This window comes from Streptomyces sp. NPDC039609 (genome assembly GCF_055596705.1).
Genome location: NZ_JBVIUJ010000006.1, coordinates 580361 through 606828 on the forward strand (window position 1 = coordinate 580361; position 26468 = coordinate 606828).

Annotated in this window: 20 protein-coding genes, 1 rRNA gene and 1 pseudogene; 5 read left to right on the top strand and 17 right to left on the bottom strand. The window is 72.2% G+C overall.

Annotated features, from left to right (window positions below; genetic code table 11):
* Positions 1-321: 321 nt before the first annotated feature.
* The 4 genes from ald to ACZ561_RS21015 form a co-directional block, all read right to left on the bottom strand.
* Positions 322-1437, bottom strand: coding sequence for an alanine dehydrogenase (ald, locus tag ACZ561_RS21000; protein WP_384525490.1), 1116 nt, complete (start codon positions 1435-1437; stop codon positions 322-324).
* Between the two features lie 146 nt (positions 1438-1583).
* Entirely contained in the window at positions 1584-3593 is a 2010-nt protein-coding gene (locus tag ACZ561_RS21005) for a tetratricopeptide repeat protein (protein ID WP_470997100.1), read from the bottom strand.
* Between the two features lie 230 nt (positions 3594-3823).
* Positions 3824-4450: an NUDIX domain-containing protein gene (locus ACZ561_RS21010; RefSeq protein ID WP_470997103.1), complete on the bottom strand. Its 627-nt coding sequence runs from the start codon at positions 4448-4450 to the stop codon at positions 3824-3826.
* 87 nt (positions 4451-4537) lie between these two features.
* A complete protein-coding gene (locus tag ACZ561_RS21015) occupies positions 4538-6187 on the bottom strand; it encodes a CTP synthase (RefSeq protein WP_329122247.1) in 1650 nt (549 codons plus the stop codon).
* Between the two features lie 394 nt (positions 6188-6581).
* Between ACZ561_RS21015 and ACZ561_RS21020 the strand changes: the two genes are divergently transcribed.
* The 3 genes from ACZ561_RS21020 to ACZ561_RS21030 all read left to right on the top strand — a co-directional run bounded on the left by ACZ561_RS21020 (position 6582) and on the right by ACZ561_RS21030 (position 11981).
* The gene (locus ACZ561_RS21020) at positions 6582-8390 is read left to right on the top strand and encodes a glycoside hydrolase family 15 protein (RefSeq protein WP_470997106.1); all 1809 of its coding nucleotides are present in this window, start codon (positions 6582-6584) and stop codon (positions 8388-8390) included.
* Positions 8391-8459: 69 nt separating this feature from the next.
* The gene (locus ACZ561_RS21025) at positions 8460-9848 is read left to right on the top strand and encodes an FAD-binding oxidoreductase (protein WP_470997109.1); all 1389 of its coding nucleotides are present in this window, start codon (positions 8460-8462) and stop codon (positions 9846-9848) included.
* Positions 9849-10358: 510 nt separating this feature from the next.
* Positions 10359-11981, top strand: a complete 1623-nt coding sequence (locus ACZ561_RS21030) for a PucR family transcriptional regulator (protein WP_376443469.1) — start codon at positions 10359-10361, stop codon at positions 11979-11981.
* A 24-nt stretch (positions 11982-12005) separates the two neighbouring features.
* Here the strand turns inward: ACZ561_RS21030 and ACZ561_RS21035 are convergent, their stop codons facing one another.
* The 6 genes from ACZ561_RS21035 to ACZ561_RS21060 all read right to left on the bottom strand — a co-directional run bounded on the left by ACZ561_RS21035 (position 12006) and on the right by ACZ561_RS21060 (position 18180).
* A complete protein-coding gene (locus tag ACZ561_RS21035) occupies positions 12006-13091 on the bottom strand; it encodes a glycosyltransferase family 4 protein (protein ID WP_470997112.1) in 1086 nt (361 codons plus the stop codon).
* 90 nt (positions 13092-13181) lie between these two features.
* Positions 13182-13946 carry a hypothetical protein gene (locus tag ACZ561_RS21040; RefSeq protein ID WP_470997115.1) on the bottom strand — a complete coding sequence of 255 codons (765 nt, stop codon included), beginning with the start codon at positions 13944-13946 and terminating at the stop codon, positions 13182-13184.
* Positions 13947-14163: 217 nt separating this feature from the next.
* Entirely contained in the window at positions 14164-15891 is a 1728-nt protein-coding gene (recN, locus tag ACZ561_RS21045; RefSeq protein WP_470997222.1) for a DNA repair protein RecN, read from the bottom strand.
* Between the two features lie 136 nt (positions 15892-16027).
* Positions 16028-16939 carry an NAD kinase gene (locus tag ACZ561_RS21050; RefSeq protein WP_470997117.1) on the bottom strand — a complete coding sequence of 304 codons (912 nt, stop codon included), beginning with the start codon at positions 16937-16939 and terminating at the stop codon, positions 16028-16030.
* Positions 16936-17751 carry a TlyA family RNA methyltransferase gene (locus ACZ561_RS21055; protein WP_376443458.1) on the bottom strand — a complete coding sequence of 272 codons (816 nt, stop codon included), beginning with the start codon at positions 17749-17751 and terminating at the stop codon, positions 16936-16938. Before ACZ561_RS21055 ends, ACZ561_RS21050 begins: the two co-directional genes overlap by 4 nt.
* Positions 17752-17835: 84 nt before the next feature.
* On the bottom strand, positions 17836-18180 hold the full coding sequence (locus tag ACZ561_RS21060) for a hypothetical protein (protein ID WP_470997120.1): 345 nt from the start codon (positions 18178-18180) through the stop codon (positions 17836-17838).
* Positions 18181-18222: 42 nt separating this feature from the next.
* Here ACZ561_RS21060 and ACZ561_RS21065 point away from each other — a divergent pair, with 42 nt between their 5' ends.
* Positions 18223-18570 (top strand): SCP2 sterol-binding domain-containing protein, encoded by a 348-nt coding sequence (locus ACZ561_RS21065; protein ID WP_470997123.1) that lies wholly within the window; start codon positions 18223-18225, stop codon positions 18568-18570.
* Here the strand turns inward: ACZ561_RS21065 and ACZ561_RS21070 are convergent.
* The 4 genes from ACZ561_RS21070 to ACZ561_RS21085 form a co-directional block, all read right to left on the bottom strand.
* A complete protein-coding gene (locus ACZ561_RS21070; RefSeq protein ID WP_470997126.1) occupies positions 18559-19428 on the bottom strand; it encodes an ABC transporter ATP-binding protein in 870 nt (289 codons plus the stop codon). The two genes, ACZ561_RS21065 and ACZ561_RS21070, sit on opposite strands and share 12 nt — an antisense overlap.
* Entirely contained in the window at positions 19425-20459 is a 1035-nt protein-coding gene (locus tag ACZ561_RS21075; protein WP_470997129.1) for a FecCD family ABC transporter permease, read from the bottom strand. Before ACZ561_RS21075 ends, ACZ561_RS21070 begins: the two co-directional genes overlap by 4 nt.
* Positions 20456-21511, bottom strand: coding sequence for an iron chelate uptake ABC transporter family permease subunit (locus tag ACZ561_RS21080; protein ID WP_470997132.1), 1056 nt, complete (start codon positions 21509-21511; stop codon positions 20456-20458). The genes ACZ561_RS21075 and ACZ561_RS21080 overlap by 4 nt, the downstream gene beginning before the upstream one ends.
* An 80-nt stretch (positions 21512-21591) precedes the next feature.
* A complete protein-coding gene (locus tag ACZ561_RS21085; protein WP_470997135.1) occupies positions 21592-22644 on the bottom strand; it encodes an HAD hydrolase-like protein in 1053 nt (350 codons plus the stop codon).
* 93 nt (positions 22645-22737) lie between these two features.
* Between ACZ561_RS21085 and ACZ561_RS21090 the strand changes: the two genes are divergently transcribed.
* Positions 22738-24024, top strand: a complete 1287-nt coding sequence (locus tag ACZ561_RS21090; protein ID WP_470997138.1) for a DUF1015 domain-containing protein — start codon at positions 22738-22740, stop codon at positions 24022-24024.
* 63 nt (positions 24025-24087) lie between these two features.
* On the opposite strand, the gene ACZ561_RS21095 is transcribed toward ACZ561_RS21090, so the two are convergent.
* From ACZ561_RS21095 to rrf, 3 genes and pseudogenes are all read right to left on the bottom strand, one after another.
* Positions 24088-24900 carry a tetratricopeptide repeat protein gene (locus ACZ561_RS21095; protein ID WP_470997224.1) on the bottom strand — a complete coding sequence of 271 codons (813 nt, stop codon included), beginning with the start codon at positions 24898-24900 and terminating at the stop codon, positions 24088-24090.
* A gap of 615 nt (positions 24901-25515) precedes the next feature.
* Positions 25516-26154: pseudogene (locus tag ACZ561_RS21100) on the bottom strand (DEAD/DEAH box helicase); the annotation flags it as partial.
* A 226-nt stretch (positions 26155-26380) separates the two neighbouring features.
* Positions 26381-26468 (bottom strand): 5S ribosomal RNA (rrf, locus tag ACZ561_RS21105); the annotation flags it as partial.

Genomic DNA, 26468 nt, shown 5'->3' on the forward strand with positions numbered 1-26468 from the left:
ATGTGACCAGGAACATTTATCGATAGGTCAGCGTGGCACCATGCCGACGGTTGGCGACTCTATGGCGTGTCACCGCTCCGCAGCAACACAATCCGCCGGACCCGGCCCGATGTGTCGGCAACCGAACACCCGGCTGTCAAGGGTGCGCAGCCATCCATCCGCACGTTTCAGGGGTGTGCGAAACGGTTAAAGGGTTACGTTCGAGGCGAGTTGAACAAGGCCCCCGAAGTGGCCGGAAGCACATCCGGCCGGACCTTGGCGCACAAGGTCCGGCCGGATGTGTGAGGTTGACGGCGCGGGTTGACGCGACGTCTAAGGAGCTCAGCCCAGGAGGCTGGCCAGCTCGACGTGGTCGAGCCCGTGCGCCTCGGCGACCTCCTTGTAAACGACCTTGCCGTCATGGGTGTTGAGACCCAGGGCGAGCGCGGCGTCGCGGCGCAGCGCCTCGACCCAGCCGTTGTTCGCCAGCGACACGATGTAGGGCAGCGTGGCGTTGGTCAGGGCGTACGTGGAGGTGTTCGGCACCGCGCCCGGCATGTTGGCGACGCAGTAGAACACCGAGTTGTGGACCTGGAAGGTCGGCTCGGCGTGGGTGGTCGGGTGCGAGTCCTCGAAGCAGCCGCCCTGGTCGATCGCAATGTCGACAAGGACACTTCCGGGCTTCATCTTGGCGACGAGCTCGTTGGTGACCAGCTTCGGGGCCTTGGCGCCCGGGATGAGAACGGCGCCGATGACGAGGTCGGCCTCGACGACGGCCTTCTCCAGCTCGAAGGCGTTGGAGACGATCGTCTTCACCTTGGTGCCGAAGATCTTGTCGGCCTCGCGGAGCTTGTTGATGTCACGGTCGAGCAGGGTCACGTGGAAGCCCATGCCGACGGCGATCTGCGTCGCGTTCCAGCCGGAGACGCCGCCGCCGATGACGACGCACTCGCCGGCGTGGGTGCCGGGGACGCCACCGGGGAGCACGCCGCGGCCGCCGACCGAGCGCATCAGGTGATAGGCGCCGACCTGCGGGGCCAGGCGGCCCGCGACCTCGGACATCGGGGCGAGGAGCGGGAGCGCGCGGTTGGCGGTCTCGACGGTCTCGTACGCGATGGCGGTGGTGCCGGACTCCAGGAGGGCGTCCGTGCACTCCTTGGAGGCGGCGAGGTGCAGGTAGGTGAAGAGCGTCTGGTCCTTGCGGAGGCGGTGGTACTCCTCGGCGATGGGCTCCTTGACCTTCAGCAGCAGGTCGGCCGTGGCCCAGACCTCGTCTGCGGTCGGCAGGATCTGCGCGCCGGCGGAGACGTACTCCTCGTCCGTGATCGAGGAACCCACACCGGCGTTCTGCTCGACGAAGACCTGGTGGCCGTTGCGGACGAGCTCGTGGACACCGGCGGGGGTGATGGCCACGCGGAACTCGTTGTTCTTGACCTCGCGGGGGATGCCGACCTTCATCGTCGATCACGGTCCTTGAATCAGGGGAAACGGGGGTGCACTGCGATACATACCCGGATGCACTACCGCGCACCGGGACAGACCGCGGTCGATCGCGGCGCACCCAGTCTAATGAAGGAGTTCCCCGTGTCTAGCCTTGCAAAGCATTAATCTTCGTTGGAAGCACTGCGGATTTCGTAGGCGGAGGCTCCTGTTCCCTCACCCGTTCCCTCATCCGTCCCCAGCAGACGCCCGGCCGCCGACCGATGCAGCCTGGCCGCGGCCGGGTCGCCGAGCCGGTCGAGCGTGTCCGCAAGCCTGAGCTGCAGCGCGGCCTGGAGCCGTACGTCCTGGGCACGCCGGGCCCAGTCGATCGCCTCCTCGCAGGTCCGCAGGGCGTCCTCGGGCCGGCCGGCGTACTCCTGGACGCGTGCGGCCTCACTCAACGCCCGCGCGTAGCCGGGCAGATCGGCGAGCCGCCGGTACCCCGCCGCGGCGGCGCGCCAGTTCCGCAGGGCCTCGCCGTAGCGGCCCGCGTAGGTCTGCACCGTGCCGAGCCGTCCGTACAGCCGGGCCTGGTCGGCCCGCTCGTCGCGGGCGAGGCGCTGGGCGAGCGCGCGGCCGTACCAGTCCCCGGCCCGCTGCCAGTCCCCCAGTTCCTGGTAGGAACCGCCTACGGATTCCATCGCCCGGCCGATCGCGTACGGATCGTTCGCGGCCCTTCCGGCGTCGAGGGCGGCCCGGTAGCGCTCCAGGGCGTCCCGGGTGCGGCCGGTCCTGGCGTCCAGATCGGCGAGGTTCAGCAGTGCGGCGGCCCGCTCCCGGTGCAGTCCGCGCCGCTCCGCCACGTCCAGGACGAGCCGGTGCAGGCCGTAGAGGACGGGCGCTGCCGCCTCGGCGCCCCGGTGTGCCGTCTCGGCCCTGACCAGGGCGGCGACGAGCCGGCGGGCAAGGGTGTCGAGCTCACCGTCGGCGACGGCGAGGCGGGCGGAGGCCAGGAGCACCGGCCGGCGGCCGGTCAGCCATTCGGCGGCGGCCGGCACGGTCGGGAACCGCAGGGCGCGGGGCAGCCCGGCGAGCTTCTTGCGCGCGGAGGAGCCCTCGGGCTCGGTGACCGCCCGGCAGGACTGGAGGAGCCGTACGGTCCGCTCCAGCATCCGGGCCCGGGCGAGCTGCACCTCGGCGGGCCGTTCGCGCTCCTCCATCTGTGTACGCAGGAGGGGGACGAGGTGGCCCGGAACCTCGTACTGACCGTCCCCGCAGTCGGTAACGAGCCCCAGCCCGACGAAGTCGGCCAGCGTGGTCGCGGCCGCCGAGACCGAGCAGCCGGCCAGGGCGGAGGCGGTGTGGGCGTCGGCGCGCCCGAGGGGTGCGAGGGTGAGAAATCGCAGTGTCCGGGCGGCCGGCTGGGCCAGCGTGTCGTGGACCAGCTGGAACGCGCGGGCGAGCGGGTCGCCGGAGAGGGCGCGCAGCCGTTTGGCCAGATCGGCGACGGAGGCCTTGGGGCGGGCGGCGAGCCAGCCGCCGGCGAGGACGAGTGCGGCGGGCTGGCCGCCGCACTCCTCGGCGAGGGTCTCGGCGGCCTGCGGGTCCACCGTCACCCGGACGGATCCGGTGTAGGTGGTGAGCATCTCGATCGCGGACTTGGGGTCGAGACCGCCGAGGGTGCACGGGCGGACATCGGGGATCCCGGTCAGCGGTCCCCGTGCCACGGCGACGACGAGGGCGTCGGGGTTGTCGGGGATCAGCGGATCGACCTGCTCGGCGTCGACCGCGTCGTCGAGGACGAGGACGGTACGGCGTTCGGCGAGGGCCTCGCGGACCAGCTCGGTCAGTTCGTCCTCGGCGGCGCCGGGTGGTTCGTCGATGCCCAGGTCCTGGAGCAGCCCCTGCGCGACGCGCCCGGTGGGGACCGGGTCGCCGCCGGGCTCGGTCAGCCGGGCGCGGAGCACCCCGTCGGGGTAGGCCGCCGCGAGCCCGGCGACGAGTTCCGCGGCGAGCGCGGTCCGCCCGGAGCCGGGGCGGCCCGCGATCAGGAGGACGCGTGCGCGGGGGGCCTTGTGGCCGGCGAGGGTGTCGAGTCCGGTCCGTTCGATGTCGGCGCGCAGGGCTTTCAACTCCCGCTGCCGCCCGAAGAAGTTCCGTACCCCGCCCGCTGCCACCGCCTGATCCGTCACGGGCCACGCTCCCGTCCACCTGCGCACGCCGATCCCGCGGGGGGTCTCCGCACGGGCGATCCCGAGCGTAGTTCAGGGCGGGGTGCCCTCCTGGCGGAGCAGGGCGGACAGATCCCCCGATCGGATCAGCAGATCTTCAGACCGGCACCCCTTTTGTGGGCAATCCTTCCGCAGGGCCGGAGCCCCCCGGACGAAGTCTGGGGGAGGGTGGGCACAACGGGGCGTGGCCCCTACGCCTCGAACGGCCGGGCCGGCCAGGGCGCGTCCGCCGGGCGCAGCGCGTCGAGGCCCCCGGCCGCGCGGGCCGCGGTCAGCGAAAGGACACCGACCACCAGGCAGTTGTTGTGCAGCTCCCCCGCCAGTACGCCTCGTGCGAGGTCCGCGAGCGGGACCCGGGCCACCTCCATGTCGGCCTCCTCGTCCGAGACCTCGAAGCGTTCGCCCTCCGCCTCGGACAGGTGCCGCGCCAGGAAGATGCGTACCGCCTCGTCGCAGCCGCCGGGTGTGGTGTAGACGTCGGCCAGGACCCGCCAGTCCTCGGCCTTGACGTGCGCCTCCTCGTACAACTCCCGCTGCGCGGCGTGCAGCGGGTTCTCCCCCGGGACGTCGAGGAGCCCGGCGGGGATCTCCCACAGCTTCTGGCGTACGGGGTGCCGGTACTGCTTCAGCAACAGCACCCGGTCCTGGTCGTCGAGGGCGAGGACCGCCACCGAGCCGGGGTGGACCTGGTAGTCGCGGCGCGCGACCGTGCCGTCGGGCATGACCACGTCGTCCGTACGGACACTCGTCTTCGCTCCCTGGAACGGGGTCGTCGTCGCGACGACCTGCCACTCCTCCGGGGTGTCCTGCAACTCCATCTGCGTCCTCCCACACACGAACCACATACGAAAGCCGGGGCACGGATCCCGTCAGGACCCGTACCCCGGCAACGTTAACGCCTTGTACTACTTGCCCGTCTTGCGCTCCACGGCGGCCTTGACCAGGCCGGCGAAGAGCGGGTGCGGACGGGTCGGACGCGAGCGCAGCTCCGGGTGCGCCTGGGTCGCGACCAGGTACGGGTGCACCTCGCGCGGGTACTCGACGTACTCGACGAGCTTGTTGTCCGGGGAGGTGCCCGAGAAGACGAGGCCGGCCTTCTTCTCCAGCTCCGCGCGGTAGGCGTTGTTCACCTCGTAGCGGTGGCGGTGGCGCTCCTCGACGTACGGCTGGTCGGCGTAGACCTCGCGGACGATCGAACCCTCGGCGAGCTTCGCCGGGTAGAGGCCCAGGCGCATCGTTCCGCCCAGGTCGCCGGCGCCCTCGACGTACGCGAGCTGCTCCTCCATCGTGGAGACGACGGGGTGCGCGGTGGCGGCGTCGAACTCGGTGGAGTTGGCCTCGGGAATGTCGGCCAGGTTCCGGGCGGCCTCGATCACGATGCACTGCAGGCCCAGGCAGATGCCGAGCAGCGGCACCTTGTTCTCGCGGGCGTACTGGATCGCGCCGATCTTGCCGTTGACACCGCGGTCGCCGAAGCCGCCGGGGATCAGGATCGCGTCGACGTCACCGAGCTGCTTCGCGGCGCCGGCCGGGGTCTTGCAGTCGTCGGAGGTGACCCACTTGACCTTGACCCGCGCCTTGTTGGCGAAGCCGCCGGCGCGCATGGCCTCGGTGATCGAGAGGTACGCGTCGGGCAGGTCGATGTACTTGCCGACGAGCGCGACGGTGACCTCGTGCTCCGGGTTGTGGACGCGGTCCAGCAGGTCGTCCCAGGTGGACCAGTCCACGTCACGGAACGGCAGGTCGAGCTTGCGCACGACGTAGGCGTCCAGGCCCTCGGTGTGCAGCACCTTGGGGATGTCGTAGATCGACTTGGCGTCGATGGCGGCGACGACGGCGGCCTCGTCCACGTCGCACATCAGCGAGATCTTGCGCTTGATGGCGGTGGGGACCTCACGGTCGGCGCGCAGCACGATGGCGTCCGGCTGGATACCGATGTTGCGCAGCGCGGCGACGGAGTGCTGGGTCGGCTTGGTCTTCAGCTCGCCGGAGGGGCCGATGTAGGGCAGCAGCGAGATGTGCACGACGAAGACGTTGTCGCGGCCGACCTCGTGGCGGACCTGCCGGACGGTCTCCAGGAACGGCAGCGACTCGATGTCGCCGACCGTGCCGCCGACCTCGGTGATGACGACATCGACGTCGTCGGTCGCCATGCGGCGGATCCGGGACTTGATCTCGTTGGTGATGTGCGGGATGACCTGGACGGTGTCGCCGAGGTACTCGCCGCGCCGCTCCTTGGCGATGACCTGCGAGTAGACCTGGCCGGTGGTGACGTTGGCCGAGCCGTCGAGGTCGACGTCGAGGAAGCGCTCGTAGTGGCCGATGTCCAGGTCGGTCTCGGCGCCGTCGTTGGTGACGAACACCTCGCCGTGCTGGAACGGGTTCATCGTGCCGGGGTCGACGTTCAGGTACGGGTCGAGCTTCTGCATCGTGACCCGCAGGCCCCGCGCCTTGAGGAGCGCACCCAGGCTGGAGGCGGTCAGGCCCTTGCCGAGGGAGGAGGCGACACCCCCGGTGACGAAGATGTGCTTGGTCGTCGTGGTTTTGGGCGGCATCGCCAAGAGGGGGCTCCCGTGGTCGCGTTCTGGAGGTGCGTTCCGGCGTGCCCTCCGGAAGAATCGGGGGGTGCCGTCGCTGCGGTTGCGGGGGCTCGGCTGTCGCCGTTTCCCACCGGTCCACGGGGTACCAGGGTATCAGCGACAACGGGAGACCGCTTCCGGCCACACGGGGCAGTCGGGTGCACACGGACGGCGACCTGCCTCCGTCACACGGCGCACCGTGGTGGTCGCGGCGTCAAGCCGTGCTCACCCGATCGGCGCAATGGCGTTACAAGTAAGCGCTGCTCCGCGTCGTATCCTGCTCGGACACTCGCCGCCGATCGTCAACATCAGTTGACCGCTGATCTGTAGCAAGCGCCCTGCGGGGCGGACGTGGCCGTTCGACTGGAGAATGCACGTGGCCGGGCGCATCGAGGATTACGCACTCATCGGGGACATGCAGACCGCCGCCCTCGTCTGCCGGGACGGCAGTGTCGACTGGCTGTGCCTCCCCCGCTTCGACTCCCATGCCGTCTTCGCGGGGCTCCTCGGAACGGAGGAACACGGCTTCTGGCGGGTCGGTCCCGCCGTGCCGAACGGCGCCGCCCCGGCACCCGCCGACCGCCGCCGCTACCGCGGCGACTCGCTCATCCTGGAATCCGAGTGGGACACCCCGCGCGGCACGGTCCGGGTGACCGATTTCATGCCCCCGCGCGACGGCGCGCCGCAGCTGATCCGGATCGTGGAGGGCGTCTCCGGCCGGGTCCAGATGCGCTCGGCGCTGCGGATGCGGTTCAGCTACGGCCGCGTGGTGCCCTGGGTCCACAAGGTCGGGGACCGCACGGTCGCCGTCGCGGGTCCCGACTCGGTGTGGCTGGACATGGACGCCGAGACGCACGGCAAGGACCTGACGACGTACTCGGACTTCACCGTCACCCCGGGCGACCGCGTCACCTTCACGATCAGTTGGCAGCCCTCGCACAAGGAGCCGCCCGCTCTGCCGGACCCGGAGGGTTCGCTGGAGGCGACCGTCGACTTCTGGCGGGAGTGGGTCGAGCACTGCACGTACCACGGCCCGTACCGGGAGGCCGTCGTGCGCTCCCTGATCACGCTGAAGGCGCTGACATACGCGCCGACGGGCGGCATCGTCGCGGCGCCGACGACCTCGCTGCCGGAGGAGATCGGCGGCGTACGGAACTGGGACTACCGCTACACCTGGCTGCGTGACGCGGCGATCACCCTCTCCTCGATGCTGCGCACCGGCTACCGCGAGGAGGCCCGTGCCTGGCGGGACTGGCTGCTCCGCGCGGTCGCCGGTGACCCGGAGAACCTGCAGATCATGTACGGGATCGCCGGAGAGCGCGAGCTCGGCGAGGCCGAGCTGGACTGGCTGCCGGGGTACGAGAACTCGGGCCCGGTCCGGGTGGGCAACGGGGCCGCCAACCAGCTCCAGCTGGATGTGTACGGCGAGGTCACCGAGGCCCTGCACCTGGCGCACATGACGGGTCTGTCCCGCAACGACTACGCCTCGCTGCTCCAGCTGAAGCTCATCCGCTACCTGGAGACGCACTGGAACCAGCCCGACGAGGGCATCTGGGAGGTCCGCGGTCCGCGCCGGCATTTCGTGCACTCCAAGGTCATGGCCTGGGTGGCGGTCGACCGCACGATCAAGCTCATCGAGTCCGGGGACGCCGACGGCCCGCTGGAGCGCTGGCGCGCGCTGCGCGACGACATCCACCGGGACGTCTGCGAGAAGGGCTACGACAAGGAGCGGAACACCTTCACGCAGTCGTACGGCTCCAAGGAGCTGGACGCCTCACTGCTGCTGATTCCGCAGATGGGCTTCCTGCCGCCGGACGACAAGCGGGTCATCGGCACGATCGAGGCGATCCAGCGGGAGCTGTCCACGGAGGACGGCTTCGTGCTGCGCTACCCGACCGCCGGCGAGGAGGCCGGCGTGGACGGCCTGGAGGGCGACGAGGGCGCCTTCCTCGCCTGCTCGTTCTGGCTCGCCGACGACCTGGCGATGATCGGGCGCGTGGACGAGGCCCGCAAGCTCTTCGAGCGGCTGCTGGCGCTCCGCAACGACCTGGGTCTCCTCGCGGAGGAGTGGGACCCGCGGCTGCAGCGGCAGGTGGGCAACTTCCCGCAGGCGTTCAGCCACGTTCCGCTGATCGACACGGCGCTGCGGCTGACGGCGAGCGGCGCGTACGGCGGCTGAGGCGCGGGAAGGGGCGCCCCGGAATACGCTGAAAGGGTCCTGTCCCCCCGAGGAAAGGGGGGCTTCCCCATGGCTCCCCAGCACACCGTCCCGGACAGCGCCCTGACCGGACTCCGCGAGGATCTGGCCGGTGAGGTGTACGTCCCCGGCGATCCGGGCTACGACACGGCCCGGACCATCCACAACGGCATGATCGACCGGCGTCCGGCGGTCATCGCCCAGTGCGAGACGGCGGAGGACGTCTCCAACGCGGTCCTCTTCGGCCGGGAGACCGAGCTGCCGATCGCGGTGCGCGGCGGCGGGCACAGCGTCGCCGGGAGCTCCGTCGTCGACGACGGTCTCGTGATCGACCTGCGCCGGATGCACGCGGTCGTCGCCGACCCCGAGCACATGACGGTACGCGTCGAGGGCGGCGCGACCATGAGCCATCTGGACCACGCGTGCCAGCCCTTCCACCTGGCCACCACCGGTGGGCGGGTGTCGACGACCGGGGTCGGCGGCTTCACGCTGGGCGGCGGATCGGGGTGGCTGGAGCGGAAGTTCGGGCTGGCCTGCGACAACCTGCTCGCCGCCGAGCTGATCACCGCCGAGGGCAAGCATGTGCACACGGACGGCGGAGAGAATCCGGAGCTGTTCTGGGCGCTGCACGGCGGCGGCGGGAACTTCGGCGTGGCGACCTCGCTCACCTTGCGGCTGCACGAGCTGCCGGAGATGAGCATCGCGATGCTCTTCTTCATGCCCGAGTCGGCGCCCGAGGTGATCCGTACCTTCCGCGATCTGGCGGCCTCCGCCCCGGACGAGGCGGGCGGCGGGGTCATCTACTTCCCCGCGCCCCCCGAGCCGTTCGTCCCCGAGCATCTCGTCGGCGAGCTGCTCTGCGCCACCCTCTTCACGTACGCCGGTCCGGTCGCCGAGGTCCGAGAGCTGTGCGCACCGCTGTTCGCGCTCAAGCCCGTGATCGAGGTCGTCACGGACATCGGGTACGCGGATCTCCAGTGCATGATCGACGACCCGCCGGGGCTGCGGAACTACTGGTCCGCGGAGTATCTGAGCGAGTTTCCCGACGCCGCCGTGGACCTCTTCTGCGAGCGCGCGCAGAAGATCCCCATGCCCACGGCCACCCAGCACGTGCTCTTCATGATGGGCGGCGCGCTCGCGGCCGGGCCGACCGACTATCCGATCCCGTGGCGCACCGCTCCCTGGGTGGTCCACCCGTTCGCGACCTGGGAGGACCCGGCCGACGACGAGCGGACGAGGCAGTGGGTTCGGGACGTGCGGGCCGACGCGGAGCCGTGGTCGACCGGAGCCGTGTACCTCAACTTCATCGGCTCCGAGGGCGAGGAGCGGGTCGTCTCGGGCTTCGGCGCCGAGAACTACCGGCGGCTCGCCGCGGTCAAGGCCACGTACGACCCCGACAACGTCTTCCGCTTCAACCACAACATCACACCGGCCGGCTGACTCACCTCAGGGCGGCGATCATCTCCTTCGCGGCCCGCTCGCCCTCGGTGGCGCCGCCCTCCATGAAGCCCTGGAAGCCACTGGGCATACGGCCAGACGTCCGAGATCGGCGGCGATCCCGGCCGCGGCGGCGTACTTCAGGAGGGAGCGCCGTCCGAGCATCTCGGACGTCATCCCACTCCACTCGTCGACGGGCGGGCCCAGCCGTCGGGCGTCGGCGTGCTCGGCGGCGAGGCGGTTCAGGAGGTGCATCGGGTTGGTGCGTGCCATGAGGCGCTCCCGGAGAGGTGAGGGAACGGGTCAGATCTGCGGTACGGCGGCGGGGGCTGGGGCGTGCTGTTCGTCGTCACCGCGCTCGGTCCCGTCCGGGGTGACGTACGCCACAATCGACATGCGGTCGCACAATTGGCCTGTTGGGGCGACGAGTTGTCGACGAGATGGACGAACTGTCCAGCCCTGTGACCGCCGGGTGATGTCGCGCGAACATGTCCGGAGGTAGCGTCCGGCTCCATGGAGAATCAGGGCGGGATCACCGTGCAGCGGGCGCTGGAGCTGCCCGGACTGCGCAGCGGGCTCCCGGAAGTCGTCGCCTGCGCGGACCGGCTGCACCGTACGGTGCGCTGGGTGCACGCGGGCGAGGTCCCGAACATCGCGTCCCTGCTCAAGGGCGGCGAGCTGCTGCTGACCACCGGTCTGGGCCTCGGCACCCGCCCGGCGGAGCAGCGGGCATTCGTACGGCGGCTCGCCGAGCGGGGCATCGCGGCGCTGGTGGTGGAGCTCGGCCCGCGCTTCTCGCGCCTGCCGGCGACGATCGTGGAGACGGCGCGTTCCGCCGGCCTTCCGCTTGTGCAGCTGCACCGTGAAGTGCCCTTCGTGGCCGTCACGGAGGAGATCCACACCGAGATCGTCAACGGCCACTACGCGCTGCTCCGGCAGGCGGAGGAGGTGCACCGGCAGTGCACCGAGGCGCTGCTCGGCGGGGGCGGGGTGCCACAGGTCCTGCGGATCCTGGCCGACTTCACCACGAACCCGGTCTTCCTGGAGACGGCGGACGGGCAACTGCTCTACGCGGCGGGCACGGAGTCCGGCCCGGCGGACCCGCTCCAGGTGTGGGACGGTCTGCGCGGCCAGCGGGCGGCGCGGGAGTCGGGTCCGCCGACAGGCGCGGTCCTGGTCGACGTGCCCGGGGGTGGACCGGGCACCGGCTCGGTCCGGGCCCGGCTGGTTCTGCTCGCGGTCTCCGGACCGCTGTCCCCCGTGCACCGGATGGCGGCGGAGCGGGCGGCGGGGATTCTGGCGGTCGTGCTGATGCAGGCCCGGCAGGAGGAGGAGCTGGCGGCCCGGGGGCGCGGTGACTTCCTGACGGACCTGGCAGAGGGCCGGATCACGGCGGAGGACGCGCCGGCGCAGGCGCGGGTGCTGGGCTTCCGCCCGGGAGACGGTCCGCTGCTGCCCGTGGTCATGCGGCTCGCCTCCGAGCTCTCCCCCTCGGGGAACTGGGCGCTGCTGGCGAGGGCGGTCCTGGAGGAGCTGTCGTCGGTGGGTGTTCCGGTGCTCCTCGGCGTACGCCCCGTGGAGGGGCGTGTGCCGCTGCTCCTGGGCCTGCGCTCGGAGTCGGAGCGTACGGCGGTGGCGGACCGGGTCGCGGCGGCGCTGCGGGCGGGCGTGGAGCGGGCCGGTCTCGAACGGGCCGGGGCTCACGCTCCGGTGGTCGTGGTGGGCATCGCGGGCGGCTGGGCCGCGGCGTCGGCGTCCCTGCGGCACGCGGGCGAGACGGCGACGGCGGCGCAGGGCCTCTCGGACCGGCCCTGGTACGACGCCCGACGTCTGGACATCGACCTGCTGCTGTGGCGCCTGCGGGAACACCCGGACCTGGCGGCCTTCGTGGACCGCGCCATCGGGCCGCTGCGGGAGCACGACCGGACCTCGCGCCCGCCGCTGCTCCCGACCCTGGAGACCTATCTGGCCCACGCGGGCCGCAAGGCCGAGACGGCCCGCGAACTCCATCTGAACCGCCAGACGCTCTACAACCGCCTGGCCCGGATCTCCGAGCTCCTCGGCACGGACCTGGACGACCCACAGACGGTCCTGGCCCTGTCGCTGGCGCTCCGGGCGAGGCGCCACACACCATAGGGCGCCGCGGTCGCCGGGCCGCCGTCAGCGGCGGCCCGACAGCTCGTCGTACACGCTCAGGACGTGCGCGATCGTCTCGTCCTCCGTCGGCCATGTGCCCGCCTGCACCCGCCCCGCGGCCGCGAGGTCCATCCGCCGGTCCACATCCGACAACAGCTCCCGCACCGCTTCCGCCAGCGCCGCCGCATCCCCCCACGGCACCAACTCCGCCGCGTCCCCGACCAGTTCGGGCACACCGCCCACGGCCGTCGCGACCAGGGGCACACCGAGCCTCAACGCCTCCTGCGCCAGCGGGGAGCGGGCCTCCCAACGCGACGGCAGGACCGCCACGTCCGCCGCGGCCAGCAGCTCCGCCACGTCGTCCCGACTGCCGATCAGCCGGACCGCCAGACCCTCTGTCTCGATCCGGCGCTGCATCGCCGCCCGTTCGCGCCCCTCCCCCGCGATCACGAGCAGCGGCTGCGGGTCCAGATCCCGCCACACACGCGCCGCGTCCAGCAGCATCCCGTACCCCCGCTCGGGCACCAGCGCGCCGACGGCCATCAGCAACGGCCGGTCCACCGCCCCCAGTTCCGCCCGCGCCTTCCCGTCGTGCAGACAGACCGGTGCACGCGACGCGGGCACCGTCACCGGCGCGAGCCGGGCGTCCCGCGCCCCGCGCCGTCGCGCGCGGTCGACGAGTTCGGAGGAGGTGCCGAGGACGACGGCGGCCGCCCGGGCGGTCCTTCGTTCAAGGAGACGCAGCAGCCCGCCCCGCGCGCCGTCCACATGGCTACGGGTGTGCCAGGTCGTCACCAGCGACGGCGTCCGCACCCCACCCGACAGGGCGAGCATCGCCCGGACCGAGGCGTGCAGCCCGTGCGCGTGCACGACGTCGGCGCCGATGCAGGCGTTGCGGAGCACCGCGACCGTCGCGGGGTCGTTACGGCGCGGGACGGGCACGAAGTGTGCGCCGGCGCCGATGAAGTCGTAGGCGCGGTCGAGTTCGGCCGGGGCGCACACGGTCACCCGCACGCCCCTCGCCACCAGCCCCGAGGCAAGTGATCTGACGTGAGCGCTGCTGCCCGCGCTGCCGCCGCCCAGCACTTGGACCGTACGGAGCTGTGTCACGCGCCCAAGGATGCCAGCCCGTACGCACGTTCCGGCACCGAAGCCGCGTCGTTCCCGTGTCCGAGCCCTCAACTCGCCGGGCGGTATCACTCACATGGGTGAGCGCGCGAGGTCACTGAGCCTCTCTCCGCACGCCGCCGCCGCGATGAGACCCGCCGCGTGGACGGCGAGTCCGAACCGCCCGTTCCCGGCGGCGATCGCGCTGCCGACGGCCGCGCCGAGCGCGTGCGCCCCCGTGTCACCGAGCATGGTGCGCTCGCCGAGGTCGTCGGTGAGGACGGCGGCCGCGGCGCCCATCGGCGCGGCGGCGAGCGATCCGCGCAGGAGTCCGGGCACACCGAGCCCCAGAACCGTCAACGCGGCACGCCCCGGGGCCACGTCCACGAGGTTGACGAGGTGCGCGGTGCCCGCGATCACCACACCCGCCAGGACCTTGTCGACCGGACGCTCCTTCAGCAGCGCCCCGGCCACGAGCCCGGCCCCGCCGATCCCGAGCAGCTTGACGGCACCGCTGGTGACCTCACCGTGCCGCAGGGCGTCGAGGTGCGCCCGGAAGCCCCTGCGGTGGTCGCCCTTCACATCGTCGTACGCCCCACAGGCTCCGGCGGCGAGGACGGCGAAGGCCGCGGGCCCTCCCCCGGCCGCCGGCCGGGCGGACCCCGCGCTCGCCGCGCTCGCCACGGCCAGCGCGGTCCCGACGGCGGTCGCGGGGCCCGCGTACAGATCGACGCTCCGGCCGGCGTGGTTCTCCCGCCGCCACCGCTCGTCGTCCCGACGCCGGAGCCCGGCATGGACGGCCCGGCTCACGCCCGCCGCCACCGCGAAGGTCCCGACCCTGCCCAGCTTTCCGATCATGGGCCCAGCCTAGGCGCGCGGTCGACGAGCCCCCGCGCCGGGGGAAACCCCACCCGGTGCGCTTCGGCCCGTTCCTCCGGACGCGGCCCCGCTGGGGCGGCTCACCGCCAACGGGGGGCAAGCGACGTGGATGACCCGGGCCCGGTGTTCCGCGACAGTCGCGCCAACGCCTCGCGCGGCAGCGGCCCCGCACGGTGCGGCGACCGCCCCCGACCCGTCAGCCGTCCGCCCGCGCCGTCGCCAGCAGTTCCTCGGCGTGCGCCCTGGCCGTCTCCGAGTCCTCCTGGCCGGCCAGCATCCGCGACAGCTCACGGACCCGGTCCTCGCCCTCCAGGACGGTGACACCGGACCGGGTCACGGACCCGTCGTTGGTCTTCTCCACCAGCAGCTGGCGGTCGGCGAACGCCGCGACCTGCGGCAGGTGCGTGACGACCACGACCTGCGCGGACTTGGCGAGCTTGGCGAGACGGCGGCCGATCTCCACGGCAGCCTTGCCGCCGACGCCCGCGTCGACCTCGTCGAAGAGATACGTCGGCACCGGGTCCGTACCCGCGAAGACGACCTCGACGGCCAGCATCACCCGGGACAGCTCACCACCGGACGCGCCCTTCGCGATCGGCCGCGGCGGCGCGCCCGGGTGCGGGGCGAGCAGCAGCTCGACCTCGTCGGCGCCGGACGGCCCGTAGGCCACGGTCCGCCCGCCGACCTCGACGCCCGAAGCCTCGTCGACGGACTCCGTCTGCCGGATGTCGAAGGACACGCGCGCGTGGGGCATGGCCAGCGAGGCCAGTTCGGCGGTGACGGCGTCGGCGAACCGCGCCGCCGCCTCCGTACGGGCGTCCGTGAGCGCCTGTGCGAGCACCGACAGTTCGGTCCGCAGCGTGTCCCGCTCGGCCGTCAGATCGCCGACCCTGTCGTCGTCGCCCTCCAGCTCGGTGAGCCGGACCGCGCTCTCCTGCGCCCAGGCCAGCACGGCGGCGACGTCCGCGCCGTACTTCCGGGTGAGCTGGGTCAGCGCCGCGCGCCGCTCCTCGACGGCCGCGAGCCGGCGCGGGTCGGCGTCCAGGTTGTCGGCGTACCCGGCCAGCTCCCCGGCCACGTCGGCGAGGAGGATGGAGATCTCCCCCATCCGGTCCGCCAGCGCGGCGAGCGCCGGATCGTGCGACCGTACGGCTTCCAGGGCCCGCCCCGCGCCCGCGACCAGGGTCGTCGCGTCGACGGCCTCCGGGTCCTCGGGCTGTCCGGCGAGCGCCGCGTGCGCCAGGGCGGCGGCGGACGCCAGGGCCTCGGCGTGGCCGAGCCGCTCCGCCTCCGCGGCCAGCTCGACGTCCTCGCCGGCCAGCGGCTCGACGGCCTCGATCTCGCCGAGCCCGAAGCGCAGCAGATCGGCCTCCTGGGCCCGTTCCCGCGCACGCGTGGTGATCTCGTCCAGCTCGGCGACGACGGCCCGCAGCCGCCGGTACGCCTCCCCGTACGCGGCCAGCGGTACGGCGACGGCGTCGCCCGCGTACCGGTCCAGGGCGCCGCGCTGGCGGGCCGGCTTGAGCAGGCCCTGCTGGTCGGTCTGGCCGTGGACGGCGACGAGTTCGTCGGCGAGCTCGGCGAGCAGGCCGACAGGTACGGAGCGCCCGCCGAGATGGGCGCGCGAGCGCCCCTCGGCCGAGACCGTCCGGCTGACGAGCAGCGCGCCGTCGTCGAGCTCGGCGCCCGCCTCCGCCGCCCGCGCGGCGGCTGCCGCGCCCTCGGGCAGCGTGATCCGCCCCTCGACGACGGCCGAGCCGGCGCCGATCCGCACCAGGGCGGGGTCGGCGCGCCCGCCGAGCAGCAGCCCCAGGCTCGTGACGACCATGGTCTTGCCCGCACCGGTCTCACCCGTCACCGCGGTGAAACCGGGCGACAGCTCGACAACAGCGTCGTCGATGACCCCGAGCGACCGTATCCGCATCTCCTCCAACACGGGGAAGACCTTACGAGGTCGAGGCCCGGCTGTGCGACGGCCCCTGCCGGAACGGTACGAACGCGCAGGTCGGGGATGCGGTTGTCACCCGTGGGGGTGGGGAGTCGGGGGCCGCTCCGGCGCCTCAGTGCGGGGCGCCGCGCCACCCCGAGACCGGCAGGGCGAACTTCGCCACGAGACGGTCCGTGAACGAGGCGTGGTGCAGCCGGGCCAGCCGTACGGGAACCTCCCCGCGCCGCACCTCCACCCGTGCTCCCGAAGGGAGTTCCACCGTCCGCCGGCCGTCGCACCACAGCACGCCGTGCGGGGTGTGCGGCTCGACCTCCACCGTGAGAACCGACTCCGGCGTCGTCACGAGCGGCTTCGCGAACAGCGCGTGGGCCCCGATCGGGACCATCAGCAGCGCCTCGACCTCCGGCCAGATCACCGGTCCACCGGCCGAGAAGGCGTAGGCCGTGGAGCCCGTCGGGGTCGCGCAGATCACGCCGTCGCAGCCGAATCCTGTGACCGGCCGGCCGTCGATCGCTATCACGACCTCCAGCATCCGTTCCGGGGAGACCTTCTGCACGGCGGCCTCGTTCAGCGCCCAGTCCCGGTGCAGTACGTCGCCGTTCTCGTACACGACGACGTCGAGGGTCATCCGCTCCTCGACCTCGTACGCGCGCGTGACGACCCGGTCGACGACCTTGTCGAGGTCGTCGCGCTCGGCCTCCGCGAGGAAGCCCACCCGGCCCAGGTTGACGCCGAGCATCGGCACACCGGACGCCCGGGAGAACTCCGAGCCGCGCAGCAGCGTCCCGTCACCGCCGAGGACGACGAGCAGCTCACAGCCCTCGAGGGCATCGGTACAGGCCTCCGGCACCATCTCCACGGAGGGCGGCAGCGGCAGGTCGGCCGCCTCCGCCTCCAGGACACGGACGCCGATCCCGCTGCGCAGCAGCCCGAGGACGACGAGTTCGGCGCTGCGCACGGCGGCCGGCCGGCCGGTGTGCGCGAGCAGGAAAACGGTGCGCTGTGCTGCTTTCGTTGAGCTCAACGAGGTCCCTCCGCCACGGCGCGGTCGACATCCGCCGGATCCAGCGCGGGCGCCCCTGCCCGCAGCCACAGAAAGTACTCGACGTTGCCGGAGGGCCCCGGCAGCGGGCTCGCCGTCACGCCCAGCACCCCGAGCCCGAGCTCGGCGGCCTGGCGCGCCACGTTCCGTACGGTGTCCGCCCGGAGCTCGGGGCTACGGACGACTCCGCCGGTGCCGAGGCGTTCCTTGCCCACCTCGAACTGCGGCTTGACCATGAGCACGAGGTCCGCGTCGGGGGCGGTGCAGCGCGCGAGGGCGGGCAGCACGAGGCCGAGCGGGATGAAGGAGAGGTCGCCGACGACGAGGTCGACAGGCTTTCCGTCGATGGCCTCGAGGGTCAGCTCACGGACGTTCGTACGGTCCTTCACGGTGACCCGGTCGTCGCTCTGCAGCGACCAGGCGAGCTGGCCGTAGCCGACGTCCACGGCGACGACATGCGCGGCGCCGGCGCGGAGCAGGACGTCGGTGAAGCCGCCGGTCGACGCGCCCGCGTCCAGCGCCCGCCGGCCCTCGACCTTCAGCCCCTGCGGTACGAACGCGGCGAAGGCACCGGCGAGCTTGTGGCCGCCGCGCGAGACGTAGTCGGGGTCGGCGTCGTCCTGGGCCACGACGATGGCCGCGGCCGTCTCGACCTGGGTGGCCGGCTTGGTCGCGACCGTCTTGCCGACGCTCACCCGCCCGGCGGCGATCAGCTGGCTGGCGTGCTCGCGCGAGCGGGCGAGCTTGCGGCGTACCAGCTCGGCGTCCAGACGGCGGCGTGCCACTCCTGCCACGTTCGGTTCAGCTCCTGTGGTTGTACGACGGGTTCTTACGACGGGGTTCTACGACTGCTTGTACGGAGATCACGGCGGGACCGTTCACGGTCCGGGGGCCGGTCCGGGGCGGACGGCGTCGAGCGACGTCAGCTCGGAGCGCAGCCCACGGTGTACATCCTCGTACACCTCCAGGTGTCCGTCCGCCGGAAGGTGATCCGCGTCGGCGAGGCGCTCCAGGAGGGCGTCCACGGCGGGACGCCCGGTCGGGGCCCGCTCCACGCCGAGGGGCGCGGGCGCGGCGGCCTCGTACGCCGCCTCCGCGCCTCCGGCCGGCGTCCCCTCCGCGTCCGGGCCCGGTCGCGCATCCGGCCCGGGACGCACATCCGTCTCGGCGGCCGGTGTCCCGTCCGACTCCACGGCCGGCGTCCCATCCGTCACGTCGCTCATGCCCCGACGCTATCGCGAAGCCCTGGGGTACGGTCGATCACAATGGCCACGATCACGGAGTGCCGTAGCGCACTCGACAGACTTTCGGACAATCTCTCGCGCGCGGACGGCGAGGTGCGCAGCGCCGCCGCGCTCGACCGCACCCTGAGCTGCCACATCACGGACCTGGACACCACGTTCACCGGCCGTCTCGCGGACGGCCGGATCGAGGTCCGGGACACGGTGGCGGGCCCACCGCCCGCCAAGGCGGAGATCCGGCTGGCGATGACCGGCGACGACCTGGTGGCGATGGTGAACGGCGAGCTGAACTTCGCGAAGGCCTGGGCCTCCGGCCGGGTCAGGCTGGAGGCCGGCTTCCGCGACCTGCTCCGGCTGCGCTCACTTCTTTAGCGCGGGCTCCTGCTTCTCGGCCCGGGCCTTCCGCCCGGCGGGCACGACCAGCGGCGTGCCCGTCTCGGGGTCGTCGATGACCTGGCAGCGCAGCCCGAAGACCCGCTCCACCAGCTCGGCCGTCACGACCTCGGCCGGCGGGCCCTCCGCGACCACTTCGCCGCCGCGGACGGCGATGAGGTGGGTGGCGTACCGGGCGGCGTGGTTGAGGTCGTGCAGGACGGCGACCAGGGTGCGGCCCTGGTTCTCGTGCAGCTCGGCGCAGAGGTCGAGGACGTCGATCTGGTGCTGGATGTCGAGGAAGGTCGTGGGCTCGTCGAGCAGCAGCAGCGGGGTCTGCTGGGCGAGCGCCATCGCGATCCAGACCCGCTGGCGCTGGCCGCCGGACAGCTCGTCGACGTACCGCTCCGCCAGCTCGGCGACGCCGGTCGCGGCCATCGATTCCTGGACGATCCGCTCGTCCTCCGGGGACCACTGGCGCAGCAGCCCCTGGTGCGGGTAGCGGCCGCGGGCCACCAGGTCGGCGACCGTGATGCCGTCGGGGGCGATGGAGGACTGGGGCAGCAGGCCGAGGGTCTTGGCGACCTTCTTCGCCGGCATGGTGTGGATGGTCTGCCCGTCGAGGAGCACCCGCCCCTGGGAGGGCTTGAGCATCCGGGACAGGGCGCGCAGCAGGGTCGACTTGCCGCAGGCGTTGGGTCCGACGATGACCGTGAAGGAGTTGTCGGGGATCGCCACGGACAGGTCGCGGGCGATGATCCGCTGGTCGTAGGCGAGGGTGACCGACTCCGCGCTGAGCCGCTGGGTCCGACCGTCCATGGAGGTGCTCCTGAGTTCCTTCGCGTTCTTCGCGTTCATATCCGTCCCGCCTTGCGTTCGGTGACGAGCAGCCACAGCAGATAGCAGCCGCCGAGCACACCGGTGATGACGCCGACGGGCAGTTGCCGGTCGCCGAAGGCGTTGGTCGCGGTCCAGTCGGCGAGCAGCAGCAGCGCCGAACCCATGAGGGCGGATGCGGCGAGGTTGGGGCCGGGCGAGCGGGTCAGCCTGCGGGCCAGTTGGGGCGCGCTCAGCGAGACGAAGACGATGGGTCCGGCGGCGGCGGTCGCGACGGCGACGAGCAGCACGGCGGAGCCCATCAGCACGATGCGGGTCCGCTCGACCCTCACCCCGAGGGCGTACGCGGCGTCGTCGCCCATCTCCAGCATCCGCAGCGCCCGCCCGTGCCCCAGGACCAGCGGGACGAGGACGCAGCTGACGGCGAACAGCGGCCAGAACTGCGCCCAGTCGCGCCCGTCGAGCGAGCCGGTCATCCAGACCGTGGCGCGGGTGGCGTCGACCAGGTTGGCCTTGGTGATGAGGTAGTGGATGACGGCGGTGAGCATGGCGGCCGCGCCGATGCCGACGAGGACGAGCCGGTAGCCGTGGATCCCGCGCTTCCAGGCGAGCAGGTAGATCGCGGCGCCGGTGATCAGGGCACCGACCACGGCCCCGCCGGCGGCGGCCATGGCGCTGCCCTGGAAGAGCACGATGACGGTGAGCGCGCCGACGGTCGCGCCCTGGCCGAAGCCGATGACGTCGGGGCTGCCGAGCGGGTTGCGGGAGATGGACTGGAAGACGGCTCCGCCGATGCCGAGCGCGGCGCCGACGAAGACGGCGACGAGGACGCGCGGCAGCCGCAGGTCCATGACCGCGAACTCCTGGACGGCGGTGCCGTTGCCGAGGAGGGTCGCGACGACGTCGCCGGGGGCGATCGGGAAGTCGCCGCTGCCGATGAGCACGACGGCGGCGGCGAGGGTGAGGGCGAGCAGCCCGACCATGGAAAACGCGGCGCGGGGTGCGTAGCGCAGGGAGAGCCCGCCGCCGGTCCGTAGCGTCTTGGTGGTCACAGCTGGGCCATCCTCTTGCGGCGGACGAGACGGATGAAGACGGGTCCGCCGATCAGCGCGGTGACGATGCCGACCTGGAGCTCCGCGGGGCGGGCGACGAGCCGTCCGATCACATCGGAGCCGAGGAGGAGGACGGGCGAGAGGACGGCTGCGTAGGGGAGGATCCAGCGCATGTCGGGGCCGGTGATGGCCCGTACGAGATACGGGACCATCAGCCCGAGGAACACGATCGGTCCACACGCGGCAGTCGCGGCGCCGCACATCAGCGTGACGGCAGCCATGGCGATCACTCGGGTGCGGTTGAGGTTGGCGCCGAGCGCGCGGGCGGTGTCGTCGCCCATCTCCATGGCGTTGAGGGGCCGCGAGATGAGCAGGGCGAGCACCACGCCGACAAGAATGAACGGCGCCACCCGGCGCACGGTCTCCATGTCGGCGGAGGCGAGCGAGCCGACGGTCCAGAAGCGGAGCCGGTCCAGGGCGGCCGAGTTGAGCAACTGGACGGCGTTGACGTAGCCGTAGAGCGCGGCCGTGGCGGCGGTTCCGGCGAGCGCGAGGCGTACCGGGGTGGAGCTGCGACTGCCACCGAGGACGTACACGACGACAGAGACGACGGCGGCGCCGGCGAACGCGAACCAGATGTAGTCGCTGACGTCCGTGACCCCGAGGAACGCGATCGCGGAGACGACGGCCGCGGCGGCGCCGGCGTTGACGCCGAGCAGGCCGGGCTCGGCGAGCGGGTTACGGGTGAGGCCCTGCATCACGGCCCCGGAGAGCCCGAGGGCGACGCCGACGAGCAGCCCGAGGAGCGTGCGGGGGACGCGTACGTCATGGATGATGACGTCGTTTCCGACACCGGTGTTCTGGAACAACCCGTGCCACACATCGCCGAGCGGCACCGGTTTGGCGCCGATCATGACGCTCAGGACACAGACCAGCAGCAGGACTCCGACGGCCACGACCAACCCGACGGCGCGCACGGAATGCCGGCGCGTCGGCGTCTGGTCAGGGCCGGTCGGATCCGCGCTCGCTCGGGAGGGACTCTCGACCAACACGGCAGTTAGGTTAGCCTACCCTGCCATCGGCGTTCGATCCCCGTCCGCAGGTCAGGGCCCCGACGAGAGGCCCTTCCCGGTCACAGCCCCAACCGCTCCAGCGCCTTGCCCGCGTCCAGGCCGCTCGCCCCCGCCCCGGCCTCCGTCCACGCCGCCGCGCACAGCGCCCGCACCCCGTCCAGGACCGGCCCCTCTCCGTCCAGGACGAGCTCGCCGCCGCGCGCCTCGGCCGACCAGCCACCGCAGACATGGCCGCCGTGCACCCCGACCACATGCGGCTGCCCGGTCAGCAACCCCCGCAGATCCGCGTCCACATACGTCGGCCGGTGCTCCGGCACCGCCGCGAGCAGCTGTGGCACGTCCGTCACACCGGTCAGCACCAGCAGCGAGTCGACACCCCCGTTGAACGCGCCCTCGATGTCCGTGTCCAACCGGTCCCCGACCACCAGCGGCCGCTCCGCCCCCGTCCGCAGCACCGTCTCGCGGTGCATCGGCGGCAACGGCTTCCCCGCCACCTTCGGCTCCACCAGTCCGCCCGTGGCGATCCGTACGACCTCCACGGCCGCCCCGTTCCCCGGCCCGATCCCCCGCGCCCCCGGAATCGTCAGGTCCGTGTTCGAGGCGTACCACGGCACCCCGCGCGCCACGGCGTAGCTCGCCTCCGCGAACCGCCCCCACGGCAACTCCGGCCCGCCGTACCCCTGGACGACCGCCGCCAGACCGTCCTCGTCGGCCGACTCCACCGGCACCAGGCCCCGCTCCCGCAGCGCCACCCGAAGCCCCTCCCCACCGATCACCAACACCCGTGACCCAGCGGGCACTTCGTCGGCGATCAGCCGCGCCACCGCCTGCGCCGACGTGATGACGTCCCCCGCCTCCGCGGGCACACCCAATTCGGTCAGATGCGCGGCCACCGCGTCCGGCGTCCGCAGCGCGTTGTTGGTGACATACGCGAGATGCATCCCGCCGGCCCGCGCCGCGCCCAGCGCCTCCACCGCGTACGGGATCGCCTCGCCTCCTGCGTACACCACACCGTCCAGATCGAGCAGCGCCGTGTCGTACGCCTCGCTCAGCGCCCGCTCGCTCCCACCCGGCCGATACCTGCCCTGTCGACCCCGGACGCCGTCACCCATGACTCGTACCCCTCACATCAAAACGAAACGATCACGTCACTCCCCGTCTCCCCCGATCATCGCTCATCGCCACCCCCCACTTACGATTGCGTAATGAACACCTCAGGTCCCGCGGCCGACGACGTCCGCGCCGACGGTCTGCACATGGTCCCGTTCCGAGGACTGCGCTACGTCCCCGAACGGGTCGGCAGCCTGGCCGCCGTGACCTCCCCGCCGTACGACGTCGTCGTACGGCCCGACGGACTGCACCACCTCGAGTCCGCCGACCCGCACAACATCGTCCGGCTGATCCTGCCGCAGGCGATCACCGCCGGCACCCGCCACCGCAAGGCCGCCGTCACCCTCGACCGCTGGCTCGCCGACGGCGTCCTCGCCCCCGACCCCGAGCCCGCGCTGTACGTGTACGAGCAGAGCGGCGACGGCATCCTGCAGCGCGGCATCATCGGCGCCCTGGAACTCTCGACCCCCGCCGAGGGCATCGTGCTCCCCCACGAGGACGTGATGCCGCACGTGGTCGAGGACCGCGCCGCGCTGATGCGGACCACGGCCGCCAATCTGGAGCCGCTCCTCCTCACCTACCGCGGCGAGGGCGACGGAGCCACCGAGGTCATCGAGCGCACCGTGCGGCGCGAGCCCCTGCTCGCCACGACCACCGAGGACGGCTTCAGCCATCGCCTCTGGGCGGTCACGGATCCCACGGAGCTCGCGACGGTCTCCGCCGCCCTCGCGGAGCACCAGGCGCTGATCGCCGACGGCCACCACCGCTGGGCGACATACCTGCGGCTGCGCGAGGAACACACGCAGCCCAGCCCGTGGAACTACGGCCTCGTCCTCCTCATCGACACGGCCCGCTACCCCCTCCGCGTCCGCGCCATCCACCGCCTCCTCAACCGCCTCCCCGTCGCGGACGCCCTCGCCGCTCTCGGCGACGGCTTCCGCGTCCGCCGCATCGAAGGCCCCCTGTCGACGGCCATGGAGACCCTGGAGTCCGCCACGGCCGACGGCAACGCCTTCCTCCTGGCCGGCGACGGCGCGTTCCATCTCCTCGACCGCCCCGACCCGGCACTGCTCGCCCGTACGATCCGTGCGGACCGCCCCGAGGCATGGCGCACCCTGGACGCCACGGTCCTGCACTCCACGCTCCTCGACCATGTCTGGCACATCCCGGACACCCCCGAGGAGATCAGCTACATCCACGACACCGAGGCCGCAGTCGCCCAGGCCGAACGCCGCGGCGGTACGACGGTGCTCATGCATCCGGTACGGGAGGACGTCGTGCGGGACCTGGCCCGGCAGGGCGTCACCATGCCCCGCAAGTCGACGTCCTTCGGACCGAAGCCGGCGACGGGCCTGGTCCTCAGAAGCCTGGCGCTGGACTGAGCGCACAAAAAAGGGGGCGGCACCCCCGGAGGGGTGCCGCCCTTTTCACACACTCACACGACGTCAGGCCTTGAGGTCCGTGTCGTCGTCCTCGACGTCCTCGACGTCCTCGACGTCCTCGACGTCCTCGCCGTCCTCGACGTCCACGTCGCCGAGGTCGCCGGTCGCGTCGCCGAGGTCGTCGGTCGCGTCCGCCTCGTCGGCGTCGTCGGTCTCCGCGACGCCCTCGGACTCGTCCAGCTCGTCGATGGCGTCCACGAACTCGACGCCGTCGAGCTCCGCGAGCCGGTCGGAGGCGTCCGTGGCCCCGTCCTTGTCCGACTCCACCGTCTTGGCGAACCACTCACGGGCCTCGTCCTCGCGCCCGGCCGCGAGCAGCGCGTCGGCGTAGGCGTACCGCAGGCGCGCGGTCCACGGGTGGACGGCGGTGGACGCGAGCTCGGGGCTCTGCAGAGTCACGATGGCGGCGTCGAGCTGCCCCATGTCCCGGCGGGCGCCGGCGGCGACGAGCCGCATCTCGACCTGACCGGCCTTGTCCAGCTTCTGCACCTCGGGCTCACCGGCCATGGCGAGGGCCCGCTCCGGGCGGCCCATGCCACGCTCGCAGTCGGCCATCACGGGCCACAGCTCGACACCACCGGTCATCCGACGCGCGGCCCGGAACTCGGCCAGCGCCTCGGAGTACTTCTGCGTCGCGTACGCGGCGAAGCCGGCCGCCTCACGCACGGCGGCGACACGGGACGCGAGCCGCAGGGCGATACGAGAGTACGCGTACGCCTGCTCCGGGTCCTCGTCGATCAGGTTGGCGACCATGACGAGGTTGCGCGCCACGTCCTCGGCGAGCCCCTTGGGGAGGCTCATGAGCTCCTGACGCACGTCCTGGTCGATCTCCTCGCCCGTGACGTCGTCCGGGATCGGCAGACGCTTGATGGGCGCGCGGTCCGGCCGGTCACGGTCGCGGTCGTCCCGACGCCCGTAGCCACCCCGGTCGTCACGACCGCGGTACCCGCCCCGGCTGTCGTCACGCCGGTCGTCGCGGCGGAAGCCACCACCGCGGCTGTCGTCACGACGGGGCCCACGGGGACGGTCGTCGCGGCGGTCGTCGCGGGGACGGTCGTCGCGGCGGTCGTCGCGGGGACGGTCGTCGCGGCGGAAGCCGCCACTGCGGGTGTCGTCACGGCGGTCGTCACGCGGACGCTCGTCGCGACGGAACGACGGACGCTCGTCGCGACGGTCGTCACGGCGGAACGAGGGACGGTCGCCGCCGCGGTCATCACGGGGACGGTCGTCACGGCGGAAACCGCCACCGCTGCCGCCACCACGGGTGTCATCACGGCGATCATCGCGACGGAAGCCACCGCCACGGTTGTCGTCACGACGGTCGTCACGGCGGAAACCGCCACCACGATTGTCGTCACGACGGTCGTCACGCGGCCGCTCGTCACGACGCTCATCGCGACGGAACGAGGGACGCTCGTCACGACGGTCGTCACGGCGGAACGACGGACGGTCGTCGCGACGGAAGCCACCGCCACGGTTGTCGTCACGACGGTCGTCACGCGGACGGTCATCACGGCGGAACGAGGGACGGTCGTCACGGCGGTCGTCACGGGGACGGTCGTCGCGACGGAACGAGGGACGGTCGCCGCCACGGTTGTCATCGCGGCGGAAGCCACCACCGCTGCCGCCACCACGGGTGTCGTCACGACGGTCATCGCGACGGAAGCCACCGCCACCGCCACGGTTGTCGTCACGACGGTCGTCACGGCGGAAACCGCCACCGCGGTTGTCATCGCGGCGGAAACCGCCAGCGCCGCCACCGCGGTTGTCGTCACGACGGTCGTCGCGACGGAACGAAGGGCGGTCGCCGCCACGGTTGTCGTCGCGGCGGAAACCGCCACCACTGCCGCCACCACGGGTGTCATCACGGCGATCATCGCGACGGAAGCCACCGCCACCGCCACGGTTGTCGTCACGACGGTCGTCACGGCGGAAACCGCCACCGCGGTTGTCATCACGGCGGTCGTCACGCGGACGGTCGTCGCGGCGGAAACCGCCACCACTGCCGGCACCACGGTTGTCGTCACGACGGAACCCGCCACCACGGTTGTCGCCACCACGGTTGTCGTCACGGCGCGGCCCACGGAAGCCGCCCCGCTCGCCACCGTCCCTACGACGCGGCTCGCGCTCCGGACGATCGTCGGGAGAGTTGGTGGACATCGGCGTGACTCCTGTCTTCGGGTACTGCAGTCATTCTCGCGCAGTCGGCATCCCGACGCGCTTCGAAAAGTTCATGGAAAAACAAAAAGACCCTTGGTCCCAGCGTGAACGCTGGGACCAAGGGTCCTGAAAGATTGTTCGGCGGCGTCCTACTCTCCCACAGGGTCCCCCCTGCAGTACCATCGGCGCTGAAAGGCTTAGCTTCCGGGTTCGGAATGTAACCG

What these genes read in the sequence shown, in the direction of transcription:
- ACZ561_RS21065 (WP_470997123.1), top strand. Translation starts at nt 18,223, where the DNA reads ATGGCCACGATCACGGAGTGCCGTAGCGCACTCGACAGACTTTCGGAC.
- ACZ561_RS21085 (WP_470997135.1), bottom strand. Translation starts at nt 22,644, where the DNA reads ATGGGTGACGGCGTCCGGGGTCGACAGGGCAGGTATCGGCCGGGTGGG.
- ACZ561_RS21030 (WP_376443469.1), top strand. Translation starts at nt 10,359, where the DNA reads ATGGAGAATCAGGGCGGGATCACCGTGCAGCGGGCGCTGGAGCTGCCC.
- ACZ561_RS21015 (WP_329122247.1), bottom strand. Translation starts at nt 6,187, where the DNA reads ATGCCGCCCAAAACCACGACGACCAAGCACATCTTCGTCACCGGGGGT.
- ACZ561_RS21020 (WP_470997106.1), top strand. Translation starts at nt 6,582, where the DNA reads ATGCACGTGGCCGGGCGCATCGAGGATTACGCACTCATCGGGGACATG.
- ACZ561_RS21025 (WP_470997109.1), top strand. Translation starts at nt 8,460, where the DNA reads ATGGCTCCCCAGCACACCGTCCCGGACAGCGCCCTGACCGGACTCCGC.
- ACZ561_RS21090 (WP_470997138.1), top strand. Translation starts at nt 22,738, where the DNA reads ATGAACACCTCAGGTCCCGCGGCCGACGACGTCCGCGCCGACGGTCTG.
- recN (WP_470997222.1), bottom strand. Translation starts at nt 15,891, where the DNA reads ATGCGGATACGGTCGCTCGGGGTCATCGACGACGCTGTTGTCGAGCTG.
- ACZ561_RS21010 (WP_470997103.1), bottom strand. Translation starts at nt 4,450, where the DNA reads ATGGAGTTGCAGGACACCCCGGAGGAGTGGCAGGTCGTCGCGACGACG.
- ACZ561_RS21040 (WP_470997115.1), bottom strand. Translation starts at nt 13,946, where the DNA reads ATGATCGGAAAGCTGGGCAGGGTCGGGACCTTCGCGGTGGCGGCGGGC.
- ald (WP_384525490.1), bottom strand. Translation starts at nt 1,437, where the DNA reads ATGAAGGTCGGCATCCCCCGCGAGGTCAAGAACAACGAGTTCCGCGTG.
- ACZ561_RS21060 (WP_470997120.1), bottom strand. Translation starts at nt 18,180, where the DNA reads ATGAGCGACGTGACGGATGGGACGCCGGCCGTGGAGTCGGACGGGACA.
- ACZ561_RS21070 (WP_470997126.1), bottom strand. Translation starts at nt 19,428, where the DNA reads ATGAACGCGAAGAACGCGAAGGAACTCAGGAGCACCTCCATGGACGGT.